We start from the raw sequence: 19123 nt of genomic DNA on the forward strand, positions 1-19123 counted from the left end.
CCTCCCTTCCATTGAAACCATTACTGACAAGATTCGCAACCTTCCTCAAGAGAGCAAGTGGGTGCCTTCTTTGCTCTATCGACTACGATTCCGGTAGAGGCAGACTTATTTTTCATCCATCTAGGCTGAATTCCTCTCTTATTGATATCAGTAAAAGACTTTTCAACCGATGTAGCTGCTAAAGACCGCAAATAATAGGTAGATTTAAGTCCCTTTTTCCAAGCTGTAAGATACATATTAGAAAGCTTTTTACCATCTGGTTTAGCAAGGTATAGGTTCAATGATTGAGACATATCTATCCATTTTTGTCTTCTTGCTCCACATTCGATAATCCATTCTGGTTCTATTTCAAATGCTGTAAGAAATACTTTTTTAATTTCATCTGGTATACGTTCGATCTCCAGTAACGACCCATCAAAATACTTGAGATCATCTAACATATCTTCATCCCAGAGATTTAGTTCTTTAAGTTTATTAATAAGATAAACATTAGGAACAGTGAACTCTCCTGATAAATTAGATTTCACAAAAAGATGTTTATATGTAGGTTCTATTGACTGGGTGATTCCAACAATATTAGAAATAGTCGCTGTAGGAGCAATAGCCATGACAAAACTATTTCTCATCCCATAATTTTTTATTGCCTCACGTACTGGCGTCCAATCCTTCTTGGAAGAATCATCCATAAGACAATCGCCTTCGTCACGTGCCTCTTGCAATAGCCGAATAGTGTCTATAGGCAATAAACCAGAGTCCCATTTGGACCCCTTATAAGAACTATAAGTCCCACGCTCTTTCGCTAATAAACTAGAAGACAAAATGGCATGGTAAGAAATCATCTCCATACTTTCATCTGCAAATTCAACCGCTTCTTGAGAAGCATAGCTAATGTTCAACTTATATAACGCATCTTGGAACCCCATAACTCCTAACCCAACAGCTCTATGCTTTAGGTTAGCTGTAGAAGCTTCCTTAGTTGGATAAAAGTTTAAATCAATTACGTTATCTAACATACGAATAGCAATGTTGATAGTTCTAGCAAGCTTGGCTTCATCAATTTTACCATTCTCAATATGTTCAACTAAATTTACAGATCCTAAATTACAAACAGCCGTCTCTGTCTCTGAAGAATTTAAAGCGATCTCAGTGCATAAATTAGAAGCTCGCACAACCCCACAATGGGCTTGATTTGAACGAATATTAAACGAATCTTTAAAGGTTAACCATGGATGACCTGTTTCATATACCATACTAAGCATCTTACGCCAGAGATCCTCTGCTTGTATCTGTTTATACAACTTAATCTCTCCGGATTCTATCTTACGTTCATAAGCTTCGTATAGTTCTTCAAATTCTTTTCCATAAGCTTCATGCAAACCTGGAACATCATCGGGGCTAAATAAAGTCCAGACCCCTTTTTGCTGTAGTCTTTTGAAAAACAAATCAGGAATCCAACTAGCTGTATTGATATCATGAGCACGACGTCGATCATCACCTGTATTTTTTCGCAACTCCAGGAAATCCTCATAATCTAGGTGCCATGTTTCCAAATAAACGCACAAAGCACCTTTACGTTTCCCTCCTTGATTCACAGCGATTGCTGTGTCATTAGCAACTTTAATGAAAGGAATGACTCCCTGACTCTTGCCATTAGTCCCTTTAATCAAAGCCCCTGTAGCGCGAACACTTGTCCAATCATTGCCAACACCACCAGCCCATTTAGAAAGCATAGCATTATCTGCGATAACCTTATAGATATGTGCAAGGTCATCCCTAATAGTAGAAACATAACAAGAACTCAATTGTGAGTGAGAAGTTCCGGAATTAAACAAAGTGGGTGTAGCTGGGATATATAAGAACCGGGATATAAGATCATAAAATGTAATAGCCCAATCTGTTTTATTTTCTGACTCATTAAGGGCAAGGCCCATAGCTACACGCATCCAGAAAATTTGTGGGGTTTCCAGTCTTCTGCCACCCTCCTGATTAAAGTAACGGTCATAAAGATTCTGGATGCCCATGTAAGAAAATTGTTTGTCACGAGATATATCTAGAGCATCTGCAAGTTTATCAAGATCATACTCCTGCAAACGAGGATTCAATCGATAATTCTCACCATTTAAAATATAGCTCTTGAAATACTCCTTTTGTAGGTTAACAATATCTGGAGATGTCCCAGAAACTCCCATGGTCTCACGATACAAGGCATCAGTAAGGAGCTCAGCAGCAACAAAAGCGTAATCAGGTTCCCTTTCTATATTAGCACGAGCTGCCATAATACAGGCGAGGACAATTTCAGACTCCTTAATTCCAGAATAGAAATTCGCGAAAGCCATATCAGCTAATATGCTTGGATTGGTAGTAGTTGGGAAACGGGCACAAGCATAATTAAACCTACTTACCAATTCTGCTTTGTCTAGCTGATAAGTGGTCCCATCGCCTTTAAGAACTTCATACACTTCATCATGCTCAACTTTTTCCTCAAGGCCCCGATTGGGCTCCTTGCTATCCCGGATCCTCGCTCTAGCTTCTCTATACAAGATATAATTCTTAGCAACTTCGTAATAACCTACGATCATTAGCTGCTTTTCAACAATATCTTGAACTAACTCGATATCAATTTTATGTTCAGAACTTGAACATTCACGAAAAATCTCGTCTACTATTTTATTAGTTAACTGATTGATCTCTAGTAGAATAGATCCTGGAGTAATTCCTTCAATATTATGAGTTGCACGGAAAGCCTTCTCAAGAGCAGAAGAAATCTTCATGGGATTACATTTAGCTAAACTACCATCTCTGCGAATTATAGAGATGCTTTCCCAAGAATTTTCTCGTTGTTCCTTACGTCGGTCTCTATAGACGACATAATCTCTAGCTACATCTTGCAACCCATTCACATATAATTGGCTTTCTACAAGATCTTGTATTCTTTCCACTGTGACAATTTGGCCCGCAGAAATTTTTTCTATAACCTCTTTGACAACTTTCTGAGTAACTGCGGAGATGGTTTCTTCGAGGTCTTTAGGCAAGGGGGAATTATTTTCTAGATTACGAGTATCACGAAACGCTGCTTCCAAAGCTTGAAATATTCTGTCCCGACTAAAAGGAACAAACATTCCGTTACGCTTCACGATAGTATAATGACCCTCTTTTACCTCAACCATATCTATTCCCCAATAGCTCTATTCACTTTCCAATTTAAATGCTCTTAAACCCCGAGAAACGACATATTGATCTGCTTAAAAATAGCAAAACGATGCTGCTTGATTTCTAGACAAAAAAATACGAACGAAGACCATCCCGTGATTAGAAGACTTCCTCAAGAAAACCCAACATGTAGTGAAACATTTTGCGCTTGTATACCATATATAGGAATTGGTAGCGTTTTCTGCAATTGAAAAGTGGGCTCTTTCTCCGGAAAAAAATCGTATTCTAAGAGGCTTTTTTTTGACTTACGACTAACAATTCAAAACCAAATGTCTGTTTGAATTTCTGACATTTTTTGATGCGCTCACCATATCCAAAAACTTGTTGATTTTAGCCAAATATATTATGCTGAGGTATCAAACAACTTCGGCATAAATATGACAGGATCAGAAACGGAATTCCGAGGGAAACGTCGTGTTGTAACACCCAATGCTATCACTGCATTTGGTTTGTGTTGTGGTTTGTTTATTATTTTTAAGAGCGTACTTAAAACAAACTCTTCCATTGAGCTTTTGCATCGTTTACAAGGCTTGTCTTTACTTCTGATTAGCGCAATGATTGCTGATTTTTCAGATGGAGCAGTTGCACGAATCATGAAAGCAGAGAGTGCTTTCGGAGCTCATTTTGATTCATTGTCTGATGCAGTGACATTTGGCATCGCGCCTCCATTGATCGTCATCAAAAGTTTAGACGGCGTATACGGAGGGGGATTCCTCTCCTCTCTTCTTCTCGTAGCATCGATCATCTATTCTCTATGCGGAGTGTTACGTTTAGTACGATACAACTTATTCTCTAAAGATCCAAGTGACGCCTCACGATCGACTTGTTTCATCGGATTGCCTATTCCTTCTGGAGCAGCGGCCGTAGTTTCACTGGCGCTATTACTGGCTTCTGATTTTTCAACAATATTGCCGATAGAGGTTAGAGTTATTCTTTTATCCTTAGGTTTACTTTTTATCGGCAGCTTGATGATTTCCCCTTGGAAATTTCCTAGTTTAAAAAATTTTCGTTTTAGAGTTTCTTCTTTTCTTTTGGTTGTTTCGATCGGTTTAGTTGCGTGCTTGTTTTTCCTAGGACTCGTGGACCACTTTACCGAAGTGTTTTTTTTAGCTTCATGGTTGTACGTTTTCATCGTCTTCCCTATCTTTGCAATCACTCATCGCAAAAATAGAATAAAAAAATTACCATGATATCTTTCCCAATCATCTTCGTTGGCATTATAAGTTTCCTTTTAGGAGGTTTTTTTACTTCCTTTTATTACAGGAAGAGATGCTTTAGATACCAAGAATCCTTGCAGAAAAGTATCCATGACAACGAGCTTCTTAGACAATCTTTGGAGCTATCTCGAGGTCAGGAGCAACTTATAGAAGATTTCAGTAATCGTTTAGCTGTATCTTCACAAGCTCTAATCAAGGAGATGAAGGAAGAATCTCAAAATTTCTTTTCAGAAAAATCTCAGCATATTGAATCTATACTTTCTCCAGTACAAACAACATTAACCAACTTTAAACGACAACTTGAAATCTTCGAAACTCAGAATGCAGAAGATCGTGGAACTTTAAAACAACAGCTAACTCACTTACTTAGTGTTGAAAAACAACTAGAAAAAGAAACGCAAACACTAACTAACATATTAAAAAATCCTGGTTCTCGAGGCCGCTGGGGAGAAATACAACTCGAGCGTATATTAGAGCTTTCTGGAATGCTGAAATATTGCGATTATGAAACACAGACCAGTGGTGATGATAGCCCAGCCCGAGCAGATGTGATTGTTCGCCTCCCAAAAGAAAGATGTTTAATCATTGATTCCAAAGCTCCTTTATCTGAAAGTTATTTTTCTCAATCTTTAGATAAAAATGACCTAGTAAAAAAATTAAAAGAACATATTCGTTCTCTCAAATCAAAAGCATATTGGGAAAAATATGATAATGCTCCTGAATTTGTTATCCTTTTTATTCCTGGAGAGAACATTTACAAGGATGCCATTAATCTCGATCCTCATCTTGTAGATTTCGCATCCTCATCTAATGTAATTCTTTCGGGTCCCCTAACCTTATTAGCTCTGTTAAAAACACTTGCACATATTTGGCAGCAAGAAAATTTAGGGAAGCAAATTCAAAAAATTTCTGATCTGGGTAAAGAACTACATAAGCGTCTACAAAAAGTATGGGAGCATATGCAAAAAACTGGGAAGCATCTTCACGATGCAGCAAAAAGCTACAATAGCATGCTATCCAGTATAAACAGCAGGGTTCTTCCTACTATTCGTAAACTAGAAACCCTAGACGTATCTCGAGATGAGATCAGCAGATTGCCTAATATTCCAGTAGAAGACTTTGCAGACGCTTGGCCTACAAACAGTAGTGAAGACAATCTACTATAACCTACAACTATAAAGCAGGACGAACTGGGAAACGGTCAATAAATTCAGAAGGGTTATTACGGAACATTTCTTCCCCGGCAAATGTTACAAAAGTAGCTTTTTGAATAACAGCCTCTTCAAAATATTTTCGTACAGAATCTACTATCTGATCTTTGTTAATGTTAAGCACAGACCTTCGAAAAGCTTGTCGGACAGAAGGTATACGGCCACATTTAAGCCTATAGTACCCAGTAGATGCTCGAGCTCCTGGAGCAATAGGAGAATCTAAGTTTTGAATAACTCCAAGTACACCTTCATGAATGTCCTCTTGTGTAAATCGTCCTTCAGAAATTTCTTTAATTCCTTGCAGAAAAGCGAGATAACTTTCATGAATTTCCGGATCACGATAGCTATAACAATAGAAGCTTCCCCTACCTAAGTTAAGAGATGCTCCTGAACCATATGCCCCTCCGTGTTCACGAATTTTTTTGTGCAAAATCACATTATCTAGAATTTCAGCAGCCACAGTTAAAGCAGCAGCACAGGGATCATCATAGGATAGATGACCGATAGGGAAAGCTAATGCATTAAATGCAGCACGAGCAGGAATAATCAATCCCTGCGACATTCCTGACGTATTAGAGTCTGGATTCACCCAAGGAGCCACTGACTTAACTGCACTGTCTAGCACCCCGTAGAAATTATCCTGAGCAAGATGCTGATAGTTTGCAGCGCTGCCACTGATAACAAGTTGACGCTTACCAAAGAAACATTTCTGATAAAGTGTTTCTAATTTATTGACGATTTCATCTACCCGACTGTCAAAATGGTTAGTCAGATCACGAATGTATTCTACGTAAGACAATCCAGAAGCTAAATAAGACATAGAAGAAGATATTGACTTACCCAAACATGCTATACTAATTGCATAACCCATAGGACTATTGCGAACACTATTAGTTAATGCTTCACTATGTTGAATTAGTAACTCTTTTATTCTAGAAATATCGGTGAAGTCTATGCTAGTAAGAACATCTCCAATCATCTGGAATAATTTAGAAGACTTAGCTGATAAAGATTTTCCCCTAATTGACACGGAAGGAGATAAAATATTGTAATTATTGGCATGAGGAGAAAATTCATAAGAGACATCCATTCCACCTGTATGTTCTAGGAGAAACTCTAAATTATCTCTATAATTCCTTCCTCCACAACCTAGCTGTAACATTAAAAATACTAACAAACGTAACCAAGGAAGCTCTTCCGGAGATAGAGGAGGAAGATCCATAACGAGATCTGCAAATAGCAAGTCATTCGTGAAACAGTCATGATAGAACACTTCACCATTGCCAAAACTTTGCTTAATTAAATTAAATTCTTTGCCTGATGATGGGACCTTATCCAAAGAAAAATTCGGTAAGATTTTATCCAAATCCTCACTTTGATTCTGATAAGCTTCAAGTAATTTAGCTGTATGGATAATCTCTTGTCTATTCTCTTCAGTTAACTTGCCTTGAATTCTCTCAAGAAGCATTTTCTCTTCCTGATTTTCTAAGTTGATCAAATCAGTATCAGGTAAAAGTATAACACGGGCGAAATGTGGATTATCTAAGAAATATTTTTTAATCAATTTTTCAAGATATTCCGGCTGTCGTAATTTTCCTCTTAAATCCGCAAATAAGGTATGTATACGCAAGCCATCCGCAGCATGCCCACCATGCTGTTTAAGTAATCCTGAACGGAAAAACAAACTTAAACCATACGGCAAAGAGTATCCCGTAATCTCTTTCCTAGAAAGTTCTAGCTGATGTAAAGCACCTTCTATAAGATTATAGGGAATACCCTCTCTAAGGATTTCCTCTAAGCAAGCAAAAATTAATGACTCCAGTTTTTGTGCACTATTATGGGAGCATCCTTTACAAATAAGAGTTACAGGGATCTCTCGAATTTCACTATCAATACTCATATCTGCTTGTTTGCATAAACCTGATTTTAACAAGCGAGATTTTAGAGGAGCAGCATCTGTCCCCATGAGAACAAGTTCTAATACATGAAGAGCCAGTAAATCCTGTTGTTCCAGTATAGAACATGTTAGCCAAGATAAACCAAAGAGCACCTTATCTTCATCGCAACTATCGCAAGGATATTTTAAAATATTGCGTACAGGATCTTTAAATCGTTTTTGTAAAGGGACAGAAACAGATTGTTTTTCTGACTTAATATGACGTAATAGCTTTTCTTCTAAAAAATCTAGATGACGCGAGGGCTTTATATTACCATAAAAGTAAAACAGACAACGACTAAGAGTATACTGATTTTGGTGAAAATTTTTTATAGTTTCTTGAGTTAATGTAGTAATTTCTCTAGGGTCTCCACCGGAATTCACTCCATAGGTTACAGAGGGGAAAAGAGCTGAATTCAGCGCTTCGTGTAATCGCGCTTCTCCAGACATCATGGCTCCTTTCATCTCATTAAAAACAATACCGGTATAAGTAAGTTGACCTTCTGAATTAAATTCATATCTCCATCCTTCCTGTAAAAAACTACTTTCGGTCAACAAAGGATGAAAAACAGCATCTATATAGACGCTAAGAAGATTATAAAAATCCTCAGGAATCTGAGAAGAAGCTGGGTAGCAAGTGAAATCAGCTCCAGTAAAAGCATTCATAAATGTATTAAGACTACGACGTGTCATTGAGAAAAAGGGGTCCCTAATCGGATAGTTCTCTGATCCACATAGCACCATGTGCTCCAAAACATGAGCAACTCCGTTAGATGTCTGAGGACATGTACGAAAACATATATTAAAAACATTTTCATCATCATCATTAACAATCATCATAATAGAAGCGCCAGAAGGTTTATGTTCTGCTTCCAAAAGTTTACTCTCTATCTCGGGTAAATCTTGAGACGACTTGATAATGAAATTTCTATAAGTATCCCCAGCTTTCATACTCTGCCTAATTTTCTAATGCGATCATACTAGATAGTCTCCATTTTACTGCAGCTACCTAACCTGACTAACGATACCAACCTTCACTCATTCAGAATAAAACAATGTATCACAATTCAAAAGCTTCAAACCCCAATCAGCAATGCAAGATTACATCGACATATCTATACCAGCAAGGGCGAGCTTTAGGATAATCTTTTACCTGATTTCTATTTTATTTACGACAGAAGCAAAACATTACAAGTAAACCAACAAGATGAATAAGCTATAAACTTCCAAACTTTTAATAGAAGTTATGGGTAATATATGCCAACTTAAGATCCTAGATTACAGAGGAGACTATAACCAAACGAAAATAGAGATTGGTTCACAAGACCTGTTACTTCTCAGAATAAAAATTTCGATAAACTAAACTGATATTTAAACCAAATTTCATTAAAGCTATGCCAAAGTTAAGTCACTTTGATAAAGAATTAAACTCATTTCTACAAGAATTCTCAGATTTCATTAACTTTCCATCTATATCTGCAAATCCTGAAAACTTAAAAGACTGCAATCTATGTGCTTTATTCCTCATAGAAAAACTAAAAACTATTTTCTCTATAGAATTATGGGAAAAACCTAATCATCCTCCGATAATATTCGCACAATATAAAAACAAAAACCCATCGTCACCAACATTACTAATATATAATCATTACGATGTACAGCCTGCTAATTTAGAAGATGGTTGGGAAGATGATCCCTTCAGTTTACGAGAAAAAGATGGTAAATTATTTGCACGAGGTGTTTCTGACAACAAGGGGCAATGTTTTTACACATGGAAAGCTTTACAATATTATTATCAGTCTAGAGGAGGCTTTCCAGTAAACATTACATGGATTATTGAAGGAGAGGAAGAAAGTGGAAGCGAAGCTCTACGCTATTTCATTGAAGATAAAAACCCAGTGCTCAGATCAGATTATGTTCTGATTGTAGATGGCGGATTTACTTCAGCACAATGCCCAAGTATTAGCATAGGAGCCCGTGGCCTTCTCACATTGAAAATTACTTTAAAAGAAGGCGAGTCTGACATGCATTCTGGCACGTTTGGAGGGATAGCCTATAATGTCAATCGAGCTTTGGTTGAACTACTTGCCTCTTTTCACAATGAAAACAACGAGATCTCAGTAAACCATTTCTATGATGATGTAAGTCTACCTGAGAATTATAAAATCACTAACCAAAATTACACCGATCATACTTGGGGATTTGCTCCTGTATTATATCCACCGGCTAAGACTCCTAAAGAAGCATCTACCATCTATCCAACTATAGAGATCAACGGAATTTCAGGAGGATATACTGGGCCTGGGTTTAAAACTGTTATACCTTGTCAAGCTACTGCCTTTCTATCTTGTCGCCTTGTCCCCAATCAAAATCCGGAAAAAATTACCAAAGCGATTACTGAACACTTAATACAGCATACGCCAAAGCAAGTACAGCTATCTTATGAATTCTGTCAAGGAAACCCAGGATGGAGAAGTTCTGGTAATCTACCAATTGCTAATATTCTAAGAGAAGTTTACTCCGAATTGTATGGCATTTCTTGTCACGAAGCATTCATGGAAGGAACAATTCCAATCGCCACTTTATTGAGGGAAGCTTCTCAAGCAGAGCCAATCATTTGCGGAACTTCATATTTGACTGATAACATACACGCAGCCGAAGAGAATTTTTCCATTGATCAAATGAGAAAGGGTTTTCTTTCAGTTTATTTGATCCTAGACAAGCTGGCAAAACAGTAGAAGCTGGAGTCTTATGATTCCAGCTTATTTAATCTTCAGGCTTAAGGGCGACAAAACGAATAACTTCCCCTTGGGACACCATAAGAAGAATACTTTCTTGCTTGTTGTCCTTAAGAACGGTGTTGAGCTCTTCTATGGAAGATACCCTTTGACGATTCACAGCGAGAATAATTTGTCCCGGGGCTATGCCTGAAGATGCGGCTGCCGATCCGGGATCAACAGAGACAATGAGGACTCCTTTTGTATCAGGAGCTAAGCCCAGTTTTTTAGCTGACTCAGAATTTAAATTCTGAACACGAATTCCCACACGCTGTAAAGCGGACATACCGTCATCTTTGGGAGCTTGAGAAACCACAACAGGAATCTCTATAACCTTACCTTCACGTACTACTTTAAGTAAGACACGCGTATCGGGACTCATCAAAGAAATGGCATTACGGAAAGCACTTAAAGAATCCACTTCCTTACCATTATAAGCAATAATGACATCCTCTTGCTTCAAACCAGCCTTGTCAGCAGGAGACCCCTTCACTACATCTGTTACAAGAGCACCATATACCTTGCCAAGCTTATAACAAGATGCCAACTCAGCATCAATAGGTTGCAATGTAACGCCTAAAAACCCTCTAGTCACTTGTCCATCAGTAATTAACTGATCAATAATACGCTTAGCCATAAGACTAGGAATAGCGAAACCTATGCCAATGTAGCCACCGCTACCACTAACAATCGCAGTATTTACTCCTATCACTTTACCATCAATGTTGAGTAACGGTCCTCCAGAATTCCCCGGATTAATTGCTGCATCTGTCTGAATAAAGTCTTCAAAATCAGCAATATGCAATTGGTTCCTTCCCTTTGCACTAATTACACCTACAGTTACTGTTGCTTGTAATCCAAAAGGATTACCAATAGCAATCGCCCAATCTCCTACTTTAAGCTTATCGGAATTACCAAAGCTGAGATAGGGCAAGTTATCAGCGTTAATTTTAATAACAGCAAGATCTGTCTTAGGATCAAGACCTATCACCTTAGCCGTATACTTCTTCCCGTCATGCAAGGTAACATGAATCTTACCCGCATCTTCAACAACATGGTGATTAGTAACAACATAACCATCCGAAGAGACAATAAAACCTGTCCCCCTAACGGCTTCCTTAGATTGCGGTCTCTCTTTCGGGGAAGGCAATCCAAAAAAACGATTGAAAAACTCGTCATTGAAATAATCAAAAGGATTGTCATAGGGACCTTTCTTCCCTGGAGAGCCAGGATTTATAGAACGGCTTGTTTTAGGGAAACTTTCGATATAGACTACACCCGGAGTAGCCTGCTCAGCGACCTTAGAAAATCCACCAGAAATCTCTTTTAACAGCACTTCTTGAGGCAAATCGGCAACCCGATTTTCTTTTTTAGGAGACGAAAATCCATAAGAAGAACTCAAAGAAACACTAAAAAAAACCGCTACGGATAATAAAAGACTTATGGGCTTCTTCATAACACCTTTTCCTTAAACGGGGCTCTCCAGAGTCTTTACCACAATCCATATATTGGCGTAAGATGAGTAAAGTCCACTCTCGAACAGAACTACGAAAGGTCAATTATATTTCAGTAAGATATTACTACCAAACTTTTTCTCTTACCCTCTATCTCGAAATCAACGTTCCCCTAATAAATAAACTGAACCTGCAGAATAAAGAAGTTCTAAGCTTTAAGAAGATATTACCTGAAGATACTAGAACAATATCCTTATCTTTCTCTAAGAGTTTTTTCTACGCTTTCACCAATCAATGCTGGAGACGTTACAACATATACTCCCGCGTCTTTTAAAGCGATTTGCTTACTTTTAGCATCTCCAGAATTCCCAGAAATAATAGCTCCAGCATGGCCCATACGTTTTCCTTTCGGAGCTGTAGTTCCAGCTATGAAAGCAACAACAGGTTTAGTGGAGTGTTGCTTAATCCAACTAGCGGCCTCTTCCTCAGCAGTCCCTCCAATTTCTCCTATTAACAGAATTAATTCTGTATCTGGATCTCTTTCAAAAGACTCAAAAGCATCTATAAACGAAGTGCCATTCAAAGAGTCTCCTCCAATACCTACACAAATACTTTGGCCAATACCCCTTTGAGTTAATTGCCAAACTGCTTCATAAGTTAGGGTGCCGGATCGAGAGACTACCCCTACATTTCCTGGCAAATGAATATAGCCTGGCATAATTCCTATTTTGCATACACCCGGCTTAATGATTCCAGGGCAATTAGGGCCAATAAGGTGTGACCTACTATGTTTCATAATACGTGACACTTCCAGCATATCCCTAACTGGGATACCCTCTGTTATGCAAACTATAAGCTCTATACCTGCATCTTCTGCTTCTATGATAGCTTCTGCAGCATAAGCTGGGGGCACAAAAATCATTGTTGCACGACATTCTGTATCTTTTTTAGCTTCTAGAACAGAATCATAAACAGGCAACCCTAAATATTCTGATCCCCCTTTACCTGGAGTAACGCCCCCGACAAAATTGGATCCATAAGTAAGACACTGCTCTGTATGGAATGATCCTGATTTCCCGGTAATACCCTGGGTAATAATAGGAAGACTTTTACTTAGTAACCGAAACATTGAATCTCTCTAAATTTGTCTGCTAAGTTCAACAGCTAAACGTGCTCCTTCGTCTATAGACTCTGTAAAATAGCAGGGGACTCCTGAACTCTCTATAATCTCTTTACCTAATTCCACATTAGTACCTTCTAAACGAATAACTGTAGGAATTGGTTCATCTTTTTCTGCAACAACCGAAACTAAACCAGAAGCAACTACAGAACAGTCCATAATTCCCCCAAATATATTAATAAAAAGCACCTTAACACTATTATCAGATAGAACTAGGGAAACTGCCTCTGCAATCTGTTTTTCGGAAGCACTTCCCCCCACATCAAGAAAATTAGCAGCAGATCCCCCGTGTAGTTTCAAAATATCTAAAGTACTCATAGCTAAGCCCGCTCCATTGACTAGACAACCAATATTACCCTCCAACGCGATATATGAAAGCCCTATCTGCTTGGCTAGCACATCGCGAACATTTTCTTGTGCAGGATCATAGAGAGTTGCGAGATCTGGATGACGATATAAAGCGTTATCATCAAGGGTAACTTTAGCATCAAGCACTACTAATTGCTGAGATTGTGTAAGAATTAAGGGATTAATCTCCAATAATGACATATCGTTCTGATAGAAACAGGAAACTAATTTCTTTAAAATCTGTATGCCTTGTTGAGCTAAACTCCCCTCCCATTCCATAAACTTCACAATATGTCGCAACTGGTAACTGTATATGTGTCCAAAAGCGGTAACGGGAATAGTTAGTATTTGTTCTGGGGACTGTTTAGCAACTTCTTCAATATCCATTCCCCCTGCTTTAGAAAGCATAATTGCTGGACAACAGTGTTTCCTATCTATAATTACTGCAACATAGTATTCAGAAAAGATATCAATCAAAGGAGTCAGCAATACTTTATCTACTGGCAATGACGAACCAGAAGTTTGGACACTTACAAAACGCATGTTTAATAATTTATCAACAGCTTTTTCTACCTCCAAGATAGATTTTGCAATAATAACTCCTCCACTCTTTCCCCTACCACCGGCATGTACTTGTACTTTAACAACAGCAGAATCTATACCCAACTCCTGCATAGCACTTCCTACTTCAGATAGTGAAGAAATCACACGATAAGGAGGAACAGGAATATCATAAGATGCTAAGAGATCTTTAGCTTGGTATTCATGAAGATGCATAAATAAGCCTTTGCATTTTCCTTCTTATCTTGTATCCTTGTTTTTACTTCAACTAACTTTGTTTCCGCAGTGTTTAAATTTTTTAGCAGTAAAATACAGTCTTTATTTAGAAGAAGTGTTTCTGTTGATCTGCTGGAATTCGCAGAGGGTTTATTTTACGAAGCTGATTTTGGCTCTAACTTGACTGAGGAGTTGTGTTCAAGGTTACGTAAGTCTCGTAATCCTGATGAGTCCTCTCTTCGCATCTTGATTTCTGAATTGCTGCGTGAAACTCTTTCTGGCTTACCTGAAATAACAGGCTCCCTTCCGGAAACATCTCCTCCTTATGTTACTTTAATATTAGGAACCAATGGCTCAGGAAAAACAACTACTGTTGCAAAATTAGCACACTACTACCAATTGAAATCCAAAAAAGTCATGATCGTGGCCACTGATACATTCCGTTCTGCAGGGATGGATCAAATGCGGTATTGGGCGGAACAATTGGATTGTGGTTTCGTTTCTGGCAAACCCGGAGGAGATGCTGCTGCTATCGCTTATGATGGCATTCAGGCAGCCATTGCGCGTAATTATGATCATGTAATTATTGATACTTCCGGTCGCTTACATACTCATACTAATTTACTGAAAGAACTGTCAAAGATTGTATCCGTTTGCAATAAATCGCATCCAGGTAGTCCTCAAGAAACTCTTATGACCCTCGATGCCACATTGGGGGGCAACGCTGTAGAACAGGTACGTGTGTTTAATAATGTCGTACCTGTAAGTGGTCTCATACTTACAAAAGTTGATGGGTCAGCGAAAGGCGGCACTCTATTTCGAATTGCTAAAGAACTGAAGATCCCTACTAAATTCTTAGGTAACGGGGAATCAGTTGAGGATCTTCAAGATTTTGATATTGAGAAATTCCTACAGAAGCTTTTCTCCCAAAATTAGCATCTACTAATCACGTCTGGCTGAAGAAGAGAAAATAGATAACAGATATATGAAAATAGCTGTGACATTGCAGTACATTCTCAATGCCATAATAAGTGAGAGCTTATAGCTTATCACCGAGTCGTTACCTACACTCCTTGCCATTTTACGAATTTCTTGAGCATCGACAACAGATAAACCCAAAAATAGGGCTAAACCAATATAACTAATGCCTAAATAAACAAACGGCAGCTGCATAAACAGGGAAAGCACTACAAACACTAAACTCAAAACTAAAAAACCAGATAAACCAGCCCATAAAATATTACGAACGGCTGTTAAATCATGTTTAGTGAAAGCTCCATAGAGTGACGCTATACCAAAAGTTACAGCAGCACCTATAAATGCTGCCCACACTACCCCTCCTCCTGCAAATTGGATATAGGAAGGTATCAAAGTACCAAAAAACAACCCTTCCAGAACGGAATAGGCAATAAACAAGCCCATGGTTGTATGAGTGGATAAAGTATGGAATTTTGTTCGTATGAACAAAGAGATTCCCATATTTCCTAACAAATACAGCATCCAAAAAGCACCAAGAAATTTATACAAACCAGAATAATAAAGATATATGGATACTAAAGCAGTAACGCTAAGCCCCGCAGTCATCCAACCATATACTCTAGAAGTAAATGTTCCCGGTAGCTGAGAGTCTTTTATATAATCTCGCTCATACAATCCCATACCCTTTTCCTCAATCCACTGTTTTAATTAAAATAAACCTAAAAACAAAGAGTAACAATATTAGTTAATGCTATTATAAACATAAATAATAAAACTACCTTTCCACCCGGAACCAGGTGTTTTGCATTGTAATGTTTTTTAGAATATCTTCCTTTCCAAATCATAATTACTGGAAAAATTCCCGTAATTAACGCTACTCCGATACCACCAGCGTAATTTAAACATTTAACCACTATCTCGGGATAACACATCGACCACGCAAGAGGAATGATAATTGCAAGAAAGAAAATAGAAAACTTATGCTTACGCTTACACCATCCAAAAGCATCTGCTAAAAAGTCCATCATCCCCAAAGCAACTCCTATAAATGATGAAACAAGAGCAAAAAATCCAAAGAATTCGCCAGCTAGATACACTAGGGGATTTTGCAAAGTATTTTTCAATGCGCCTACTGCCGTATAACCTAGAGAATTTGCCTCTATGAGATAAGATAAAGGTACGGTCCCCAGCACAATAATTTCCCACACTATATAGAAAATAAGAGCAGTAACACTTCCTAGTACAATTGCTTTCTTCACGTCAGCGACTTTCTTATCCATGTAGTAATAAAGAGTGGGCACAACGTTTTGAAAACCAAAAGAAAGGAACAGGATAGGTAGCCCGTCTATGGATGACATCCAAGAAGATCGAGAAAGGAGACAAACGTCTATACGTGTAAAGCCCATTATACAAAAACACAGGAATGCTAATCCCATTCCTAAGACACACACCCTATTACTATAATCAATCACTCTTGTTTTCAACATTAGTATGGGGCAAATGATTACAGCAAAAGATAACGGGGACAAATTTCTTATCCAATGAACATTAGGGCCAAAAATCCGGAATAAGATATTACCCCCTTCACAAAAGTACGCAACAAGTAAAGAATAAAATAGAAAAAGATAGAGCAATGAAATGAGGACTTTGCATACATCTCCCAGTGTATACCGAGCCATAGACAACATATTTATTTGCTGCCTATCTTTGAACCATGTCATAACTTCTAAAAAACAAAAACCAGATGCTATAGAAAATAACCATGAAATCAAATAGAGGATTAGAGTAGGTATAAACCCACCGACTGCAGTTAGTACGGGAACCGCTAATACCCCAGCACCAATCGCTGTCCCAGCAACGAGCAGCGCTCCTCCAAAGACTTTGTTAGAGTTAGACATAAGCAAACCATTGCATAATTTTTAAGGAAAGGAAACTTGTACAGAAAACAAATAACCGAAAGTTGCACTATTAAAGCAAAAAGAGGCTTCTAAAAGTGGGAGACTCAGGTCTTATCAAGATACTCTTAACCACTCTTAGGATTGCTCAACTATTGCAAAAATACTGTTTAAGCAACAAGGGACACCACACACCCAAGCCTTGAGGTCAATCTAACTAAAGAAGATGATTTATTCCAAATAATTTAATCGAAATAAAAAACGATAACACGTGTAATAACCAGTATAATAAGATTATAGGCTACTCTACGGTTACCGACTTTGCAAGATTCCTAGGACAATCTATCGTCTCTCCCCGTTTTAAGGCAATAGTATAGGCCATTATTTGGCCTACTATTGTGTATAAGATTGGTGTTGCCATAGGATGACACTCAGGGATAAAAATCTGTTTATCAGAAACCGCGGATATATCAGAACACGTCTCTGGTGCAATTGCAATAACGTGAGCATTACGTGTTTTTACTTCGATAACACACCCGATCATTTTTTCATAGACAGCTAAGTCTCCACAAAAAGCAACTACTAAACTCCCATCACTGATTAAAGCCAGAGGTCCGTGTTTCATTTCTCCTCCAGGATAAGCGTTAGCCTCGACGTAAGCTATTTCCTTTAGCTTCAGAGCCGATTCCAAACAAACAGGATACATTAAACGTCGACCTAAAAAGATAAACTTATCTTCTAAAAAATAGCTGTCAGCAAGCATATTTAGATCATGATTATCCAGAATTTTTTGGCATAAGTTTGGCAACTCTAAAAGCCCTTTACCATATGCGAGTAGCTTATCTTCGTTCAAAGTAGAACGATCTGAGGCTAATTTCAGTGCTAATAATTTAAGAAGCAATAACTGGGCAGTAAATGCTTTAGTAGAGGCAACTCCGACTTCAATACCAGCTTCTAAAAATAGACAATAATCAACACGCGAGGCTAAAGCAGACTCTTCTACATTGCAGATGCCTAAAACCCTAGAAACATTCCTGGAACGAAATTCTTTTAACGCAGCTAGAGTATCCGCAGTTTCTCCAGACTGACTAATTAGGATTGCTAATGTTTTTGTCCCAATATACGGCTGACGATAACGAAACTCTGAGGCAATTTCTACATGAACAGGGATAGATACCATTGACTCTATAAGATACTTTGCCAAGAATCCAGCATGATATGAAGAACCACAAGCTACAATAGAAATAGCATCGAAATCGTCTAAAATAAACCCTTCAAGAAAACTAGGTTTTAATTTTCCGGAACTAGACACGTATTTTTTTAAGAGACGCTCAAGCACGTCAGGTTGTTCATGAATTTCTTTCAACATATAGTAGCTATAGCCCTGTTTGTCAGAAAAATCATCATGGTAAATGACATGTCGTATCTCTTTGTGGATACGTTTTAGCGAAAAATTATAAGCCTCTATTTCTTTACCTAATCGTAAAACTGCCAATTCTCCCGAAGCTAAAGCTTGCACATTTTTTGTATATTTCAAAAAAGCACGAGAATCCGAAGAAATGAAATGCTCTCCCTCACCAGCGCCTATTAAAAGAGGGCTTTCTTGAGAGGCACAAAGCAAAAGGTCAGGATAATCCTTATGAATCAGAGCACATGCAAAACTGCCCTGTAGTTGTGCTAAAGTCCAGGAAAAACTTTGCACTATATCCCCAGTTTCCTGATAACGAGCGGCAAACAGTTGTACAATAATTTCAGAGTCTGTATCCGAAGAGAACTCTACTCCTACCGAGAGAAGATTTGCTTTTAAAACTTTAAAATTCTCTATTATTCCATTATGTACGACGGCACAAGTATGGTTCTGGTCTATGTGAGGGTGAGCATTTTTTTCCGTAGGCACACCATGAGTAGCCCATCGAGTATGGCCTATGGCATTAAACGAAACGAAAGTATCAGATTTTATGTGCTGTACTAGCTTGTCAACTCCTCCAATGGTTTTTTTTACCATTATTCCATTTTCAAGGACCGTAGCTAAACCTGAGGAATCATAACCACGATATTCTAACTTAGATAGACCCTCTAATACTAGGGGTACAGATAGTCTAGCACCCAAATAACCAAAAATTCCGCACATAGATTATCC

At 38.1% G+C, this 19123-nt stretch carries 12 protein-coding genes; 4 read left to right on the forward strand and 8 right to left on the reverse strand.

Annotated elements, in window-relative coordinates; genetic code table 11:
• Positions 1 to 20: 20 nt before the first annotated feature.
• A complete protein-coding gene (locus H359_RS04055) occupies positions 21 to 3167 on the reverse strand; it encodes a ribonucleoside-diphosphate reductase subunit alpha (RefSeq protein WP_020370484.1) in 3147 nt (1048 codons plus the stop codon).
• A 420-nt stretch (positions 3168 to 3587) separates the two neighbouring features.
• On the opposite strand from H359_RS04055, the gene H359_RS04060 reads away from it, so the two are divergent.
• Both H359_RS04060 and H359_RS04065 read left to right on the forward strand, forming a co-directional pair.
• Complete coding sequence (locus H359_RS04060; RefSeq protein ID WP_020370485.1) at positions 3588 to 4400, forward strand: CDP-alcohol phosphatidyltransferase family protein; 813 nt, start codon at positions 3588 to 3590, stop codon at positions 4398 to 4400.
• Complete coding sequence (locus tag H359_RS04065) at positions 4397 to 5593, forward strand: DNA recombination protein RmuC (RefSeq protein ID WP_020370486.1); 1197 nt, start codon at positions 4397 to 4399, stop codon at positions 5591 to 5593. Before H359_RS04060 ends, H359_RS04065 begins: the two co-directional genes overlap by 4 nt.
• Positions 5594 to 5600: 7 nt before the next feature.
• Here the strand turns inward: H359_RS04065 and H359_RS04070 are convergent, their stop codons facing one another.
• Positions 5601 to 8525 carry an insulinase family protein gene (locus H359_RS04070; RefSeq protein WP_020370487.1) on the reverse strand — a complete coding sequence of 975 codons (2925 nt, stop codon included), beginning with the start codon at positions 8523 to 8525 and terminating at the stop codon, positions 5601 to 5603.
• A 443-nt stretch (positions 8526 to 8968) separates the two neighbouring features.
• On the opposite strand from H359_RS04070, the gene H359_RS04075 reads away from it, so the two are divergent.
• Positions 8969 to 10312, forward strand: a complete 1344-nt coding sequence (locus H359_RS04075; RefSeq protein WP_020370488.1) for a M20/M25/M40 family metallo-hydrolase — start codon at positions 8969 to 8971, stop codon at positions 10310 to 10312.
• Positions 10313 to 10340: 28 nt separating this feature from the next.
• Here H359_RS04075 and htrA read toward each other — a convergent pair whose 3' ends face one another.
• From htrA to sucC, 3 genes are all read right to left on the reverse strand, one after another.
• The gene (gene htrA / locus H359_RS04080) at positions 10341 to 11807 is read right to left on the reverse strand and encodes a serine protease HtrA (RefSeq protein ID WP_020370489.1); all 1467 of its coding nucleotides are present in this window, start codon (positions 11805 to 11807) and stop codon (positions 10341 to 10343) included.
• A 251-nt stretch (positions 11808 to 12058) separates the two neighbouring features.
• Positions 12059 to 12934 carry a succinate--CoA ligase subunit alpha gene (gene sucD, locus H359_RS04085; RefSeq protein WP_020370490.1) on the reverse strand — a complete coding sequence of 292 codons (876 nt, stop codon included), beginning with the start codon at positions 12932 to 12934 and terminating at the stop codon, positions 12059 to 12061.
• A 9-nt stretch (positions 12935 to 12943) separates the two neighbouring features.
• Positions 12944 to 14110 carry an ADP-forming succinate--CoA ligase subunit beta gene (gene sucC, locus H359_RS04090; RefSeq protein WP_020370491.1) on the reverse strand — a complete coding sequence of 389 codons (1167 nt, stop codon included), beginning with the start codon at positions 14108 to 14110 and terminating at the stop codon, positions 12944 to 12946.
• Positions 14111 to 14179: 69 nt separating this feature from the next.
• Between sucC and ftsY the strand changes: the two genes are divergently transcribed.
• On the forward strand, positions 14180 to 15046 hold the full coding sequence (ftsY, locus tag H359_RS04095; protein WP_020370492.1) for a signal recognition particle-docking protein FtsY: 867 nt from the start codon (positions 14180 to 14182) through the stop codon (positions 15044 to 15046).
• Between the two features lie 6 nt (positions 15047 to 15052).
• Here the strand turns inward: ftsY and H359_RS04100 are convergent, their stop codons facing one another.
• The 3 genes from H359_RS04100 to glmS form a co-directional block, all read right to left on the reverse strand.
• Positions 15053 to 15769: a Bax inhibitor-1/YccA family protein gene (locus tag H359_RS04100; RefSeq protein WP_020370493.1), complete on the reverse strand. Its 717-nt coding sequence runs from the start codon at positions 15767 to 15769 to the stop codon at positions 15053 to 15055.
• 38 nt (positions 15770 to 15807) lie between these two features.
• Complete coding sequence (locus tag H359_RS04105; protein WP_020370494.1) at positions 15808 to 16986, reverse strand: aromatic amino acid transport family protein; 1179 nt, start codon at positions 16984 to 16986, stop codon at positions 15808 to 15810.
• A gap of 298 nt (positions 16987 to 17284) precedes the next feature.
• On the reverse strand, positions 17285 to 19114 hold the full coding sequence (gene glmS / locus H359_RS04110; protein ID WP_020370495.1) for a glutamine--fructose-6-phosphate transaminase (isomerizing): 1830 nt from the start codon (positions 19112 to 19114) through the stop codon (positions 17285 to 17287).
• Positions 19115 to 19123: the final 9 nt, after the last annotated feature.

Source organism: Chlamydia ibidis 10-1398/6 (assembly GCF_000454725.1).
In the GTDB taxonomy this organism is placed as follows: domain Bacteria; phylum Chlamydiota; class Chlamydiia; order Chlamydiales; family Chlamydiaceae; genus Chlamydia; species Chlamydia ibidis.